The 14497-nt window shown below is 46.8% G+C and carries 17 protein-coding genes; 7 read left to right on the plus strand and 10 right to left on the minus strand.

Translation table 11 applies throughout. The features are described from left to right. Window position 1: 1 nt before the first annotated feature. Together MTBPR1_RS03555 and MTBPR1_RS03560 are read right to left on the minus strand one after the other, a co-directional pair. Window positions 2-244 carry a DUF1178 family protein gene (locus tag MTBPR1_RS03555; RefSeq protein ID WP_069186178.1) on the minus strand — a complete coding sequence of 81 codons (243 nt, stop codon included), beginning with the start codon at window positions 242-244 and terminating at the stop codon, window positions 2-4. 11 nt (window positions 245-255) lie between these two features. Further along, window positions 256-459, minus strand: coding sequence for a SlyX family protein (locus MTBPR1_RS03560; RefSeq protein WP_069186179.1), 204 nt, complete (start codon window positions 457-459; stop codon window positions 256-258). Between the two features lie 96 nt (window positions 460-555). On the opposite strand from MTBPR1_RS03560, the gene msrP reads away from it, so the two are divergent. Both msrP and MTBPR1_RS03570 read left to right on the plus strand, forming a co-directional pair. Further along, a complete protein-coding gene (gene msrP, locus MTBPR1_RS03565) occupies window positions 556-1503 on the plus strand; it encodes a protein-methionine-sulfoxide reductase catalytic subunit MsrP (protein WP_069186180.1) in 948 nt (315 codons plus the stop codon). Then, window positions 1503-2108 (plus strand): protein-methionine-sulfoxide reductase heme-binding subunit MsrQ, encoded by a 606-nt coding sequence (locus MTBPR1_RS03570; protein ID WP_069186181.1) that lies wholly within the window; start codon window positions 1503-1505, stop codon window positions 2106-2108. Before msrP ends, MTBPR1_RS03570 begins: the two co-directional genes overlap by 1 nt. Here the strand turns inward: MTBPR1_RS03570 and MTBPR1_RS03575 are convergent. The 6 genes from MTBPR1_RS03575 to MTBPR1_RS03600 form a co-directional block, all read right to left on the minus strand. Next, window positions 2095-2838 carry a substrate-binding periplasmic protein gene (locus MTBPR1_RS03575; RefSeq protein ID WP_069186182.1) on the minus strand — a complete coding sequence of 248 codons (744 nt, stop codon included), beginning with the start codon at window positions 2836-2838 and terminating at the stop codon, window positions 2095-2097. The genes MTBPR1_RS03570 and MTBPR1_RS03575 overlap by 14 nt on opposite strands. A gap of 162 nt (window positions 2839-3000) precedes the next feature. Continuing rightward, a complete protein-coding gene (locus MTBPR1_RS03580; protein ID WP_069186183.1) occupies window positions 3001-4842 on the minus strand; it encodes a methyl-accepting chemotaxis protein in 1842 nt (613 codons plus the stop codon). Between the two features lie 12 nt (window positions 4843-4854). Continuing rightward, on the minus strand, window positions 4855-5724 hold the full coding sequence (locus MTBPR1_RS03585; protein WP_069186184.1) for a hypothetical protein: 870 nt from the start codon (window positions 5722-5724) through the stop codon (window positions 4855-4857). A gap of 399 nt (window positions 5725-6123) precedes the next feature. Next, window positions 6124-7014 carry a prephenate/arogenate dehydrogenase family protein gene (locus MTBPR1_RS03590; RefSeq protein ID WP_069186185.1) on the minus strand — a complete coding sequence of 297 codons (891 nt, stop codon included), beginning with the start codon at window positions 7012-7014 and terminating at the stop codon, window positions 6124-6126. A 1-nt stretch (window position 7015) separates the two neighbouring features. Next, window positions 7016-8107 carry a histidinol-phosphate transaminase gene (gene hisC, locus MTBPR1_RS03595; RefSeq protein WP_069186186.1) on the minus strand — a complete coding sequence of 364 codons (1092 nt, stop codon included), beginning with the start codon at window positions 8105-8107 and terminating at the stop codon, window positions 7016-7018. Between the two features lie 26 nt (window positions 8108-8133). Continuing rightward, the gene (locus MTBPR1_RS03600) at window positions 8134-8994 is read right to left on the minus strand and encodes a chorismate mutase (RefSeq protein WP_069186187.1); all 861 of its coding nucleotides are present in this window, start codon (window positions 8992-8994) and stop codon (window positions 8134-8136) included. Between the two features lie 197 nt (window positions 8995-9191). On the opposite strand from MTBPR1_RS03600, the gene metX reads away from it, so the two are divergent. Both metX and metW read left to right on the plus strand, forming a co-directional pair. Continuing rightward, window positions 9192-10367: a homoserine O-acetyltransferase MetX gene (gene metX, locus MTBPR1_RS03605; RefSeq protein WP_069186188.1), complete on the plus strand. Its 1176-nt coding sequence runs from the start codon at window positions 9192-9194 to the stop codon at window positions 10365-10367. Further along, window positions 10360-10977: a methionine biosynthesis protein MetW gene (gene metW / locus MTBPR1_RS03610; RefSeq protein ID WP_069186189.1), complete on the plus strand. Its 618-nt coding sequence runs from the start codon at window positions 10360-10362 to the stop codon at window positions 10975-10977. Before metX ends, metW begins: the two co-directional genes overlap by 8 nt. Here the strand turns inward: metW and MTBPR1_RS03615 are convergent. Together MTBPR1_RS03615 and MTBPR1_RS03620 are read right to left on the minus strand one after the other, a co-directional pair. After that, window positions 10974-11744, minus strand: a complete 771-nt coding sequence (locus MTBPR1_RS03615) for a type 2 periplasmic-binding domain-containing protein (RefSeq protein WP_069186190.1) — start codon at window positions 11742-11744, stop codon at window positions 10974-10976. The genes metW and MTBPR1_RS03615 overlap by 4 nt on opposite strands. A gap of 51 nt (window positions 11745-11795) precedes the next feature. Then, window positions 11796-12554 (minus strand): class I SAM-dependent methyltransferase, encoded by a 759-nt coding sequence (locus tag MTBPR1_RS03620; protein WP_069186191.1) that lies wholly within the window; start codon window positions 12552-12554, stop codon window positions 11796-11798. A 99-nt stretch (window positions 12555-12653) separates the two neighbouring features. Between MTBPR1_RS03620 and gloB the strand changes: the two genes are divergently transcribed. The 3 genes from gloB to MTBPR1_RS03635 are packed head-to-tail and all read left to right on the plus strand — an operon-like array spanning window position 12654 to window position 14458. Further along, window positions 12654-13424 carry a hydroxyacylglutathione hydrolase gene (gloB, locus tag MTBPR1_RS03625; RefSeq protein WP_069186192.1) on the plus strand — a complete coding sequence of 257 codons (771 nt, stop codon included), beginning with the start codon at window positions 12654-12656 and terminating at the stop codon, window positions 13422-13424. A 15-nt stretch (window positions 13425-13439) separates the two neighbouring features. Further along, window positions 13440-14045, plus strand: a complete 606-nt coding sequence (locus MTBPR1_RS03630; protein ID WP_069186193.1) for a glutathione S-transferase C-terminal domain-containing protein — start codon at window positions 13440-13442, stop codon at window positions 14043-14045. Window positions 14046-14077: 32 nt separating this feature from the next. Continuing rightward, window positions 14078-14458, plus strand: coding sequence for a cupin domain-containing protein (locus tag MTBPR1_RS03635; protein ID WP_240492854.1), 381 nt, complete (start codon window positions 14078-14080; stop codon window positions 14456-14458). Window positions 14459-14497 lie beyond the last annotated feature (39 nt).

Genomic DNA, 14497 nt, shown 5'->3' on the forward strand with positions numbered 1-14497 from the left:
CCTAGTTCTGCATTGCCGGACAGCCCATATTACTACATCCACCAGCAGCGCCACAGCTTGGGGCGGGTGGGGTAGCAGCTGCATTGGCGACATTAGGGGCCATAATGGTTTTTGCCACATCGCTTGAACCACATTCAGGGCAGCTATGTTCGCCATTTTCAGACATTTCATCAAATTTGGAAGAGCTGGCAAACCAGTCTTCAAAAACATGACCTTGTGAACATTGCAAAGTGTATTTAATCACGATGTATATCCTTAATAATGTGGGGGAAGGTAAGGCGCGTCATCAATCTCGCTGGGCGTTAAAGCTTTCATGCGATTTTTGAGCGATAATAACTCTTTTGTGAGACTATCAATTGATTGCCATTGTTCAAATACGGTCGCATTGAGCTCATCAATCGTTGTTTCTTGATGGCTCAGTCGTATTTCCAATTCTGTGATGCGTTCTTCAGTAGACATCTGTGCTCACGAAAATGTTATTAAATGTTGGGCGCATGAAATCCTTTACCATATTACATTAGATAACAGGTAACCTTTTATGTAGAGTCTTTGACCATGTTGATAAAAAATACAATTGCAAGCGACCCGAAATCTTTCGAAATCACTCCGAAATCTGTGTATCTGGACCGTAGGCGTTTTTTACAAATGTCTGTGGGCGTTGCAGGTGCGGCACTTATGCCATGGTCAATGCGCGCGCAAGCCGCCATGCCCAATAAAATTGACGGGATCATCAAAAGCCCTTTTAGTACGGATGAGCCTATTAATAAATATGATGAAGTGACCGGCTATAATAATTTTTACGAGTTCGGCACTGGTAAAACGGACCCAATTGATAATTCAGCCGAATTTAAAGCACGGCCTTGGGCTATTCAAGTTGATGGGCTTTGTGATAAACCCGGCACACTTGATATTGAAGAGCTGATGAAATTCCAGCAGGAAGAACGCATTTATCGCATGCGCTGTGTGGAAGCATGGTCCATGGTCATCCCGTGGGTTGGGGTGGAACTTGGCAGTATCTTGAAAAAGTTTGAGCCTAACTCAAAAGCAAAATATGTGGAATTCACCACCCTTGTGGACGAAAAACAATTTCCGGCACAAAAATACCCCATCATTCCATGGCCCTATATTGAAGGTCTGCGTCTTGATGAAGCCATGCATCCTCTCACACTTCTGGCGACAGGTATTTTTGGGGAAGAGTTACCAACGCAAAATGGTGCACCTGTGCGTTTGGTCGTGCCATGGAAATATGGTTTTAAATCCATTAAATCCATCGTGCGCATTCGTTTTGTTGAAGAACAACCCACCTCAACATGGATGAAACAGGCACCTAATGAATATGGTTTTTACGCCAATGTGAACCCGCAAGTAGACCATCCACGCTGGACCCAATCAAAAGAGCGCCGCATTGGTGAGTTCTTCCGCCAGCCAACGGCTATGTTTAATGGCTACGGGGAAGAAGTCGCCAGCCTCTATAAAGACATGGATTTAAGGAAATCCTTTTAATGGGTGCAGTGCGTAAATGGCCCCTGAAACCGCTTGTCTTTATGGTCTGTCTCTTACCCATCCTATGGCTGGTCTATGGCGTTTTTACAAGCCAGCTTGGCGCAAACCCTATTGAGTATATCTTGCGCGACCTTGGGGATTGGACTTTGCGGTTTTTATTACTCGGGCTCGCGATTAGTCCGTTAAGGCGCATTACAGGTTGGAATGGGGTGATGCGTTATCGCCGCATGATTGGCCTGTTTGCTTTCTTTTATGCCTTTATGCATCTGGTTACTTATATTGGCGTTGATCATTTCTTTGATTGGGCAACCATCTGGAAAGATATTGTGAAACGCCCCTATATCACCATTGGTATGGGCGCCTTGTTCCTGCTTATTCCACTGGCGATCACCTCACCCAAAGCAATGGTGCGCAAAATTGGTGCAGGGAGATGGAAGAAGCTCCATAAGCTTGTTTATCCCATTGCCATCATGGGGGTCGTGCATTTCTTTTTACTGGTTAAAGCAGACTTGCGCGAACCGCTTCTCTATGGCGTGATCTTGAGTGTTTTATTAGGTGAGCGGATTTATCGCAATAAAGTAAAGGGTGTGCTTAGGGTGCGCTGAGATAGCTCTCTAATATCTTTTGATAGCGTCCGTTCTTTTGAATTTTGGCAATGGCTTTGTCTATTTGATGTGGGGTGAGGGAGGTTGAACTCTTTTTGCTCAGCGCGATATAGATAGGGTTAGAGGTAATGGGAATGCGGCTTGTTTTTATGTCTTTGGACAAGCCCAGCTCATGGAGCTTTTTCTTACCTGCATACTGTTCAGCAACCACATAATCCACACGCTCAGCCTTTAAAAGCTTCATTTGTTGATCAAGGCTATTCACAAAAATAGGGATTAAGCGACCATCGGTTTTTGCCGCATCAAAGTCTGCATTTAATTGTGTACCCACAATGAAAGCGACGCGGCTGTTGGAAATGGAAGCCACCGTTCCTTCAAACTCATCGCCTTTAAAGTGCGGTCTAAACAGCATCATATCCAGTGAGAAAAGTGGCGTTTGATGAAAGAGCAGGTTTTTTTCACGCTCTTCACTTTTAAAAACGGGCGTGATGGCATCGCTTCTGCCCTTAACGGCAAAATTTAACGCGCGCGCCCATGGGTACAGCCTGAAAGTCGCTTCATAAGATGTTTCAGCCAAGGCAGCATTGGTCAGGGCAACCACAATGCCTTTTTGCTCATCTTCCACCAGTGGCGGATATGAGATTGAAGAAACCCTGAGCTCAAGCGCGTTTGCGCTTTTGAGGCCACAAATAAGGCTGAAACAAAAAATAAGAATGAAATAGCGTTTCATTTTAGTCCTACCTTTACCTTTCTCTTATGTAGGTGTTCTATATTGATGATCAATGTTTCACGTTAATTTTCTTGTCTCAAGGAAACATTAAAAGGCCCACCAATAAAAACGGGAGAGACCAATAAAGGTCTCTCCCGTTTTTATTGAGTGTCTTTAACTTCCTTATCCGGCACGAACCTGATTTAAGAAGTCATCAACTTCGTGGCGCAAGGCCACAGATTGTGAGGAAAGGGCTTCAGCCGCACTTAAGACATCAGAGGCTGCCGTTCCGTTGCGCGCTGCACTTTGTGAAACCTCCTCCATATCGTTGGAAGCATCCTGTGTACTATGGGCTGCTTGCTCAACGTTAGAGGCGATTTCCTGCGTGGCCGCACCTTGTTCTTCAACGGCTGCGGCAATGGCAGAAGAGACCTCGTTCATATGATCGATCATGGTTGAAACTTCATCAATGGCACCAACCGCATTTTCTGTGGTGCCTTGAATAGCCGTGATCTGTTGGGCGATCTCATCGGTTGCTTTTGCCGTTTGGTTAGCAAGGTTTTTCACCTCACTTGCCACAACCGCAAAGCCCTTACCAGCCTCGCCTGCACGTGCGGCCTCAATAGTGGCGTTCAGTGCAAGAAGGTTGGTTTGTTCGGCAATGTCGGTAATCAGGTTAATAACCTCACCGATTTTAGCTGCGGCATCAGCCAACTCACGCATGGTGCCATTTGTGGTTTCAGCCTGTGTGGCTGCTTGGGCTGCCATGGTGGCAGATTCAGCAACCTGACGGGCAATCTCGTTAATGGAATTGCTGAGCTCTTCTGCAGCAGAGGCCACCGTATGCACGTTTGTGGTCGCATTGGTTGCGGCTTGTGTTGCATTACCTGCACGTTCTTGGTTGCGCGCAGCAATCTCACTCATGTCTTTGGCTGTTGATTGTAGCTGAGATGAAGAGCTTGCAACAGAGTTTACAACTTCGCCAACCTTACTTTCAAAGTCATCAGCCAACTCATTGCGTTGAGCTTTTTGTTCAGCAGCAGCACGTTCACGTTCATGTTCGCGCTCCTCACTCATGCGTTTGTTATCAATAAGATTTTGCTTAAACACATCAAGTGCATTGGCCATATCACCAATTTCGTCTTGCTGGTTATCCGGGATTTCAACATCCAGCTCACCTTTACTCAAACGTCCCATAGCATCAACCATATTGGTTAGGGGAGCCGAGATTTTGCGTGAGGCGAAACCCATTGTGACGAAAATCAGGACCACACAGACAGCACCAACGATGACGATGGTGAGGGTTTTTGTGGAATCAAGTTGGTCAAGCACAGACTCTTCAAACTCGTTGCGGGCTTGGGTTGCTTCGCGTTGAATTTCAAAAAGAAGCTCATCAAGAATATCAGCGCTATGGTCAAGCGTTTTTTGCAAAACAGCTTGGCGTGAAGCTTCTTCATAAATGAAGTTATTTGCAGCACTATCAGAACGGCGATTACCAAGGAACTTCAAGCTACGTTCATTTGACTCGCTATAAAGTTCAAACAGGCGGGGCAGGTTGTTGGCTGTACGCACCAGATAGCGCAGGCGTTTGGCTTCTTTTTCAGTTAGCTTGCCTTTTGTATCAATCATGGCTTGGCTGTTCAGGACCTTACCGAGCTCGGCAACATCTTGCTGGAGCTTGATGAAAACTTTTTCCATGCCTGTGCGTAACTCACGGGTTTTATGCACAGCTAATTGTTGGCGCTGGAGAATGCTTTTTTGATGAAAATTCGTTAAGCTTGCAAAATCATCGCGCACATTGATCAAGCTTTTGCGCACGCCTGAACTTGCATATTGCAGGTCATCTGCCGTTGTGGCTTTTTCTTCAAGTGTCGTTAGTGTGTCATGAAAAAGCACACCGTTTTTATAGCCAACACCAAGGTTTAAGCCTGCCATGAGCAGGACGGGTAAAATTCCGAGCATGGTGATTTTAAAGCCAAGCCCACGTTTTTTAGCCTGAGTGTTTTCTTGTGTTTCTGTATTCATCTCTGGCCTCCCTTACCACTGCATGGATTGAATTTGACGGTTAACAAGGCCTAATTGGTCAAACACGGTTGAAGGTGTTTGGCCTGCCGCCGGTTTGGGTAGGATCAACTCCTCTTTTGAGCCAACAGCAACCTTCATGGAAGAAAGCTCAGCGAGGCAAAAAAGAAGCAGTTGCTGTACATCACCGGGTTTAATGCCTTTTTTAATACGCTTAGGCATGATCACACCCTTTGGAATAGAATACTCTTTCTTTTTAGAAAGGGTCTGAATGCCTTTAAGGGCATAAAAAGCCAGTGTATAGGCATCAGCTGGTTTCTTGCCAATGGAAGGTGAAGGTGCATCAACAAGAACAGTTTTATTCACAGCCGCACTGATGAATTTGATTTCTTGTGAGACAGATAGCGCATTGTTATAGACTTGGTTAGGGACTGTACCCGGAATGCCGAGCTGAACGATCATAGCTTGGGCACGCAGTAGGTTGGCATAAACATCGGTTGGTGATTTACCCTCAACCAGTTTGGCGCTTTTCTTAAAAGGCGACAGTCCATAAGCTTTATCAAAATTCACAAGCTCTTCTAAAATTACTTTTGCGACATCCATAACATCGCCAGGTGTTACTTCTTTTACAGGAGGTGCTTTAAGCTCAACGGGTTTCATACCGTTAACGCGCTTGAGCATCTGAATTTTTGACCGGACATTTAAGGCCTGCTGGATCACATGGCGCGGCAGGCGCGGTGGTAAATCCAGATGGACTTTTGAGAGGTTTGGTATGGTCAGGTTTGCATCATGCATGCGTTTAAGCTGCAACAAGATATCTTCGGTAACCTGATAAACTTTACTCGGCGTAATTTTTTCAGCAAAGCTCGTATGACTAAGTGCCATGCTCATCCCTAAGACGAGTATGAAACTAAAAAATCTATGTACACTTATTAATTTGTGCATTCAAAATTCTCCGCTGTTATCAGGTGCCTTAATGGTGCAGAAAAAGGAACCCGGTTTTGTGCATTTTTAAAGAAATGTAATGCACTTTTATCTTTAGGATAGTATCCAAATGTAGATAGCTAACTCATTATAAAATAAGAATTAGTCTACGATATTTTAAGTGGGCGGGGATAGCAGCAAAGAAGATTTATGCGTTTTAAATGTAAAAAACTATAAATATGCTGCGTCGCATCTAGCCAATCAATGGTTATGTCGGCGGTGCACAATAACTATAGGTAGAAAGATTGGCTATAGTTTCTTGTTTTCAGTATTATGGCATTTTAGGTTTGTAAATAGGACTTAAGCCTGATTCGCTTCAATAATGTCGCGTCTGATTTCACGTGTACGGGTGAAGAGCTCTTCTAGCTTGTCCCCTTCGCCCCAGCGAATAGCGCGTTGCAAGAAGGTCAGGTCTTCACTAAAACGCTGAAGGATTTCTAAAACGGCTTCTTTGTTGTTCAAGAAAACATCACGCCACATGACGGGATCAGAGGCGGCAATACGGGTGAAGTCACGAAAACCAGAAGCGGAAAATTTAATAACTTCCTGTTTTAAATGATCACCAAGATCATCCGCTGTGCCCACGATTGTAAAAGCAATCAGGTGGGGCAGGTGAGAGGTAATGGCCAACACCATATCATGGTGCTGGGCGTCCATCACCTCGATGGTGGAACCTGCACGTTCCCACAAGGTGGAGACTTTTTTAACCGCTTCTTCATCTGTGCCCGCAGGTGGGGTCAAGATCAACCAGCGTTTATCAAACAATTCGGCAAAACCAGCTTCAGGGCCGGAATGTTCAGTCCCTGCAATGGGGTGGGCAGGGACAAAATGGATGCCATCTGGTAAATGTTGGGACACATCATGGATGATGGCCTGTTTAACCGATCCCACATCAGAAACAATGGCACCTTCTTTTAAGCCCGGTGCAAAGGCAGCCGCAGCATCCCCACACACACCGGGGGGAGTGCAGATGACAACAAGGTCGGCATCCTTGACCGCTTCAATAAAATCACCCGTGGCTGTATCACAAATGCCTAGCTCCAAAGCTTTATCGCGATGGGCTTTATTGATATCACACACGGTAATATGGCTTGCGGAATTGGTCTTTCTTGCACTGAGTGCCAGAGAAGAGCCGATCAGGCCAATGCCGATAAAGGCGATGCGATCAAAAAGGATGCCGTCTTTTGACATGTTACTTACTCATAAATTCTTTCAAAGCGTCCATAAATGCGCTCATTTCATCTTCTGCACCGATAGAAACACGCAAACAATCCCCCAGCCCATAAGCTGCCATTTGGCGCACGATAATACCTTGTGTGCGCAAAAATGCATCAGCTTGGCGTGAGGAATGACCTTCTTGATGGGGAAAGCGGATCAGCGCAAAATTAGCATAGCTTGTGGTACATTCAAGGCCAAGCTTGCGCACCTCGTCTTCAACCCAACGCAGCCATTTTGTGTTGTGCTTGCGTGTTTTGGCAACAAATAATTCATCATCAAGGGCCGCCTCACCTGCCGCCAAGGCAAGAGAAGTGACGTTAAATGGGTTGCGCGCACGGTTGAGCACATCGGTGATTTCTTCTGAGGCATAAGACCACCCCAGACGTACCCCGCCCAGACCATACATTTTTGAAAATGTGCGTGTCATGACGGTGTTTTGGGTGCGCTCTACCAGCTCAATACCCGCATCATAATCATCTTCAGTCATAAATTCAGCATAGGCTGCGTCAATCACCAGCAAGATATTATCGCGCAGACCTTGGCGCAGGCGGTTCATTTCCGATTTTGGAATATAGGTGCCTGTCGGGTTATTCGGGTTGGCAACAAAAACGATTCTTGTTTTTTCTGTTACGGCACTAAGAAGGGCTGTGACATCTGTTGTCAGGTCCGTTTCCATGGCGGTGACAGGGGTTGCGCCCGCGGCCTTGGCTGCGATTGGATACATCAAGAAACCATGGTCGGAATAAAGCACTTCATCGCCCGGTCCCGCATAGGCACGGCATAAGAGGCCGAGTAGTTCATCAGAACCTGCCCCACAGACGATACGTTCTGCATCAATGTTATATTTTGCAGCCAGTTTGTTGCGCAAGGCTGTTGCCCCACCATCAGGATAGCGGTGTTGGGTTTCTGACGTTTTCTTCATGGCTTCAACCGCACTTGGTGCAGGGCCAAACGGGCCTTCGTTTGATGCCAGCTTTATGATGCGTGAAACGCCCTTAATTGCTGATTCACCACCTTTATAGGGTGTGATGTCCATGATGCCCGGACGCGGTGTTAACAAACCCATTTTCAACTTCCCAACTACTATCTGTTTTATTTTAATTCATCAGAAGTGAACGGCACGGCGTAAGCCCCGAGCTTTTGCATGCCTGTCACAGTTGCTTCTGATTTTTCAATGAATGTTTGCATTTCAGCCATATCCTGTGTCAGCACCATATCGGCCTCAATTAAGAAAAGGCATTGATCCCGCATGCTCTCATCATACCAGGTGCCTTGGATATCAACATCAAGACCTACAGCCGCAAAATTGGCAAGAACGGTGCGCGGGCTGACTTCTTGATTAAATTCAAGGGCGGTGTAGTAACGCTCATTTTCCGTATGATCATCAGAGGGCAGGCCAATGATGAGGGCTTCTTCAAATGTGCCACGGACTTTTTCTGTTGAAGCAACAGGCAGGCGCGAGAGAATTTGCGGTGTGTTTTCACCACGCGAATAAATATGGCGCCACCATGGGTCCGTATCGACCATGGTTGGAACAGGTAAAACACCAATGGCTGCGTCGCCACTTTGAACCGCACCGATCACACCGCGAACAGAAGCGTGAGAGGTCATGGGGGTTTGTGAGCCATATTGATCACGCGCCAAATCCCAATAAGCTGCACCGGGCTGTGGCATGTATACAGCCATAGCCAAATGGCCCTGTAATTTCAGGTAAGCCGACATGACTTCGCGCCAAATACGCACCAAGGCCCCTTTGGGGAAAGTGCCATGGTGGCGGGCGATTAAGCGGCGCAAAACCTCGGCTTCACGGCCCGGGCGTAGTTTGATACCTTCTGCCCCTTTGGCAGCGCGCACATTATCAACAACTTGGGCACGTTCCATCAACAGGTCGTGGATGGTGTCGTCAATTCGGTCGATTTCTTTGCGCAAATCAGCAAGTTTTAATTCAGACATGAGTTTTATCGCTCATTTAAGTGGTTATGATTTCTCATAGGAATAATCCGAAAGGGGGCGAAAGGCAAAGGAAACATTGAGAAAAGGGCGCTTTGTTTGCGCAATTTTTATATATTAAATGTATGAAATAGGTTGACCCTGCATCTTTTCCAGCCTAGCTAACGGTTCGTAAAGGATATTTATGTCATAAAGCACTCATGAGTAACGAGACATCCATAAGCATCAATCCGTATGCGGATGATTTCCCAACACTAAAAGCAATTTTGGGTGTTGATGTTCCTTTGCGTCTGGATTGCGGGGTGGAACTCAGCTCTTTTCCATTGGCCTATCAGACCTATGGCACGCTTAATAAAGATAAAACCAACGCGGTTTTGGTCACCCATGCCCTAACCGGAGATCAGTTTGTTGCCGATGTAAATCCGGTCACAGGTAAGCCCGGTTGGTGGACAACCATGGTTGGACCGGGTAAGCCGATTGATACGGATAAATATTTTGTTATCTGCTCAAACGTTTTGGGCGGCTGTATGGGGACCATTGGCCCAGCAGCGATTAATCCTGAAACCAACCAGCCTTGGGGTGTTGATTTTCCGGTCATCACCATTGGCGATATGGTGCGCGCCCAAGCTTTATTATTAGACTATCTCGAGATTGAAACGCTCTTTAGTGTGATCGGTGGCTCCATGGGCGGAATGCAGGCCTTGGAATGGGCCGCAGCCTATCCTGAGCGCGTTTTCTCTTGCCTCCCCATTGCCACAGCAGCAACCCATAGTGCGCAAAATATCGCTTTTTACGAGGTCGGTCGCCAAGCCATTATGGCAGACCCGGATTGGTGTGCAGGGCGCTATCTGGCGGAAAATAAAAAACCACGCGCGGGCCTGTCAGTAGCACGTATGGCAGCCCATATCACTTATATGTCTGAAGGGGCTTTGACGCAAAAGTTCGGGCGTCGCCTGCAAGATCGTGAGAAAGTCACTTTTGGTTTTGAAGCTGATTTTCAAATCGAAAGTTACTTGCGCCATCAAGGCATCAGCTTTGTTGAGCGTTTTGATGCCAATTCGTATCTGTATGTCACACGCGCCATGGATTATTTTGATCTGGCTACAACCCATGGCAAAGGCAAGCTTGCGGAAGTCTTTAAAGAAACTGAAATCCGTTTTTGCGTGGTGTCTTTTTCATCGGATTGGCATTATCTACCTGAAGAAAGCCGAGTGATTGTGCGCGGCCTAACCGGGGCAGCGGCGAATGTATCCTATGTGGATGTGGTCTCTGATAAAGGTCATGATGCGTTTTTATTAAAAGAACCTGAGTTTGAATCTGTACTTTATGGTTTTTTAAACGGTGCGGCCTTAAGGCGGGGATTGATCAATGAATAGCATCAAGTCCATTCGTGTTGATTTACAGGTCATTGCCGATTTGATTGAGCCACAAACCCGTGTGCTTGATGTGGGTTGTGCAGACGGGCAGCTTTTAGATTATCTGGTTAATGAAAAACAGGTGCAGGGCCGCGGCCTTGAAATCAGCCCACAAGGGGTGAACCTTTGTGTGAGCAAAGGCTTATCTGTTGTACAAGGTGATGCGGAAGAAGACTTAGGCTATTATCCCGATAATGCCTTTGATTTTGTGATCTTAAGCCAGACCTTGCAAGCCACCCATCACCCTGACCAGATCGTGAAAGACCTGTTGCGCCTTGGTAAACGCGCGATTGTGTCTTTCCCTAATTTTGGTCATTGGCGGGTGCGTAGTTATCTGTTTTTTAATGGCAGCATGCCGGTCAATGATACCTTGCCTTATCAATGGTATAACTCACCCAATATGCATTTTTGCACCATTAAGGATTTCATCATGATGTGTGATGAAATGGGTGTCACTATTGAGCGTTCTATCGCCTTGGATGCAGACGGTAAAGCCCATCGTATCCGCACAAACCTGTTCTTTGCCAACCTGTTGGGCGAGCAGGCTGTTTTCCTTCTTCGAAAAGATTAAGACGCAGGCCTGTCAAGCGGGCTTTGGAAATAGGCTTTGTCGGTTAGCCCGTGTTTAAACAACACATCACGCTTGATTTTTGAATAGGTCCCATCCTCCTTTACATCTGAAATGCCTTTTGCAAGCTTTTCAATCAGGTGAGCTTTGGAGGAATGGAGATACATATACATGGGCTTAACGGCAAAAGCAGGCTTGACGGGATAAAGTCTTAAGCCTTCTTTATGGGCGATATAGGTGCCCTTATCCAAAGTATGCATGGCGACATCAATGCGATTGCGCGCCGCCATTTTAAATAGGGATAATCCACTTAGGCCGGGTTGATGCATACGGTCTTCGCCAAAAGCTTTTGAATAAATCGTCCAGCCTCTGGGGTAAGAGACTTGCAACTTTCCTGTATCAGACCAGTCTTTTATTTTAAGGTCTGGTTGGGAGCTAAAGCCGACAAACTGGTCTATCAGAACAGTTTCGGGAACCCGAATGAGATTTGGGTAATATTTCTCCAGCCCTTCAATGCGGTGTAACTCTCCGTCACTTTCTCCATTATTTGAAGAAATCAGACTGCGTTTGGCAGGATGGGAATTGAAACGGACCTTAATGCCAACCCGCTTGCCGGCTTCTTGAATAATTTTTTTCAAGTAACCGGGGTGCTCCCCCGTTCCTGAAACAGGCGGGATGGCTGGCGAGGAGATATAGAGGGTTTCACCATATGCAGGATGAACGGCATAGGCAAAAACGCATGCGCATAGGGCAAGTACTGTAATTCTCATGGCTTTATAGTCTTTTTATTTCAACCCTGAGAGTATATTAGAAAAGTATTTTTAAAGCGAGGATTTATTTTTTCGATTATGCACATGCCAGCTTTCCCGGCTGGGCAGGGCCACCATGCGACGGCGTTTCACCTTGGCAGGTGCGCCTGGATTTCCCGCATAAATCTGTTTGGTGGCTTCCACAAGGCAAACCCCGGCAAAACCGGGAAAGAGACGATGACCGACTTTTTCCCATGCAAGGGCGGACCCTAACATCATGCGCGAGCGTGATGGCGGTACATAAAGGGCGCGTTCACCATGTAAAGGGGTGAACATGGTATCGCGCAATAAGGTATTAAGCTGGCGTGGAGAATAGGGGCGACCCATGCCAAAGGGGGTGCGCTCCATTCGTGCCCAGACACCACTGCGATTGGGCACAACAATCATGACTTTGCCGCTACCGCTTAAGACCCGCCAGACTTCACGCAATAAATTACGCAATTGTTCTGAACATTCAACCGCATGAACGATGAGCACGCGATCAACGCTTAAATCTTCAAGGGGGAGTTCCGCCTCATCCACCAAAGTGGTGAGAGAGCGGCTTTCACTGGGCCAATGCAGCACGCCTTGGCTGGAGGGCATAAAGGCGAGTGTGCGTTCCGCATCGCTTTTAAACAGGCCAAGATAAGGCGTGGTATACCCAAGGCCGAGGATTTTCATCCCCTTGCAATCAGGCCAAAGCTCGCGGATGCGCCGCCGGATCATTCGGCGTGCCACACCCCCAAGGGGAGATTGGTAAAAATCTCTTAAATCAACAACATCCATCCACATAGCTTAAAAGTGTACCCTTAAAAAATCAGACTGTCATTGTTGTTTCGTTTCAAAGACATGATATAGTTTTTAAAAGATGATTAATATAAGGGATGAAAAATGGCTGCACTTCAAATTGAACAGGTTCCTGTCCTGTCTGATAATTATGTCTATTTGATTTATGATCCCGACACCAAGGCTTGTGCCTGTGTGGACCCGGCTGAAAGCGCGCCAGTTAAGCGCCGCCTTGATGAGCTTGGTTGGCGCTTGACCCATATTTTCAATACCCACCATCATAATGACCATATTGGTGGTAACCTCCCCCTAAAGCAGGCTTATGAGTGCGAGATTATCGGCTGTGCTAATGATGCAGCACGCATTAGCGGGATTGATGTTCAGGTGAGTGAGGGCGATCGCTTTAATTTTGGCAGCTCGACTTGCAAAGTGTTTGAGGTGCCGGGCCATACAAGCGGGCATATCGCTTTTTGGTTTGAAGAAGATCAGGCGCTTTTTTGTGGGGATACACTCTTTGCGCTGGGCTGTGGGCGTTTGTTTGAAGGCACGCCCTCGCAAATGTGGGATAGCCTTTCAAAATTCAAAGCTCTGCCCAATGAAACACGGGTTTATTGCGCCCATGAATATACCCAAGCCAACGCAGAATTTGCCTTAACCATTGAGCCTGATAATCAGGCGCTGGTTTCACGCATGGCTGAGATTAAAGAGTTGCGCGCCCAAGGCAAACCGACGGTGCCCTCAACAATAGGGCTTGAAAAAGCGACTAATCCGTTTTTGCGCCCAGAAGAAACAGGCGTGCAAAAAACATTGAATATGGTGGGTGAGGATACGGTGGCTGTTTTTGCCGAAGTTCGTCATCGCAAAGATAATTTTTAAAGGGAAGGAAATATCATGAAATTAAGCTATTCAGGCACCTCTCCATTTGTGCGCAAAGTGATGGTCTCTGCCATTGAATTAGGTGTTATTGACCGCATTGAGCTGGAAGAAACTTTCGTATGGTCGCCCGAAACCGATATCGGCCTTGTCAATCCTTTGGGTAAAATTCCGGCCCTGACCTTAAATGACGGGCATGTGCTTTATGACTCGCCCGTTATTTGTGAATATCTTGATGAGCTGATCCCCGGTGTGGTGCTGTTTCCAGCGCCGGGTAAAGCGCGTTGGAAGGCGTTGCATTTTCAGGCACTTGGTGATGGCATTACCGATGCGGGTGTGTTGCGCTTATTGGAGGGACGTCGTGAAGAGGGTGAAAAATCCCAAGGCTGGATTGATCGCCAAAGCAATGTGATGAAACGCGGCCTTGATGCGCTGGAAAAAGAAGCTGAGGTTTTAGCTGGTGGCCCGTTGACCATTGGGCAAATTACGGTGGGCTGTTGTTTAAGCTGGGTGAATTTCCGTTTTCCAGATGATCAGATTTTTGAAGGTCGTCCAAACCTATCTGCATGGTATGAGAAGTTCAGCGCTCGTGCCTCCATGATTGAAACGGCCCCTAAAGAATGACGGCTGATGAGATAATAAAAAAGCTTGAGCTGATGCCACATCCTGAAGGGGGCTATTATCGCGAGACGTTTCGCGATGATGAGGGCGCGCGGGGAAGCTGCACAGCGATTTATTATCTGTTGAAAGCCGGGGAGAAATCCCATTGGCATAGGGTCGATGGGATAGAGATTTGGCACTGGTATGGGGGCGCACCATTAGAGCTTCATATCAGTCTTGATGAAAAAAAGGTCGACACTTTAACCTTGGGTAACGATATCTTTAAAGGGGAACAGCCTCAAGGGGTCGTACCAAAAGATGCATGGCAAGCCGCAAACTCCTGTGGGGAATGGACATTGGTGGGTTGTACTGTTTCACCAGCTTTTCAATTTGAAGGGTTTGAAATGGCCCTTCCTGATTGGCAACCAAAGGGATAGACGATGCAAAGACCGGGTATCACAAGGGAAAGGCTAGTC

The organism is Candidatus Terasakiella magnetica (assembly GCF_900093605.1).
Taxonomy (GTDB): Bacteria; Pseudomonadota; Alphaproteobacteria; order Rhodospirillales; family Terasakiellaceae; genus Terasakiella; species Terasakiella magnetica.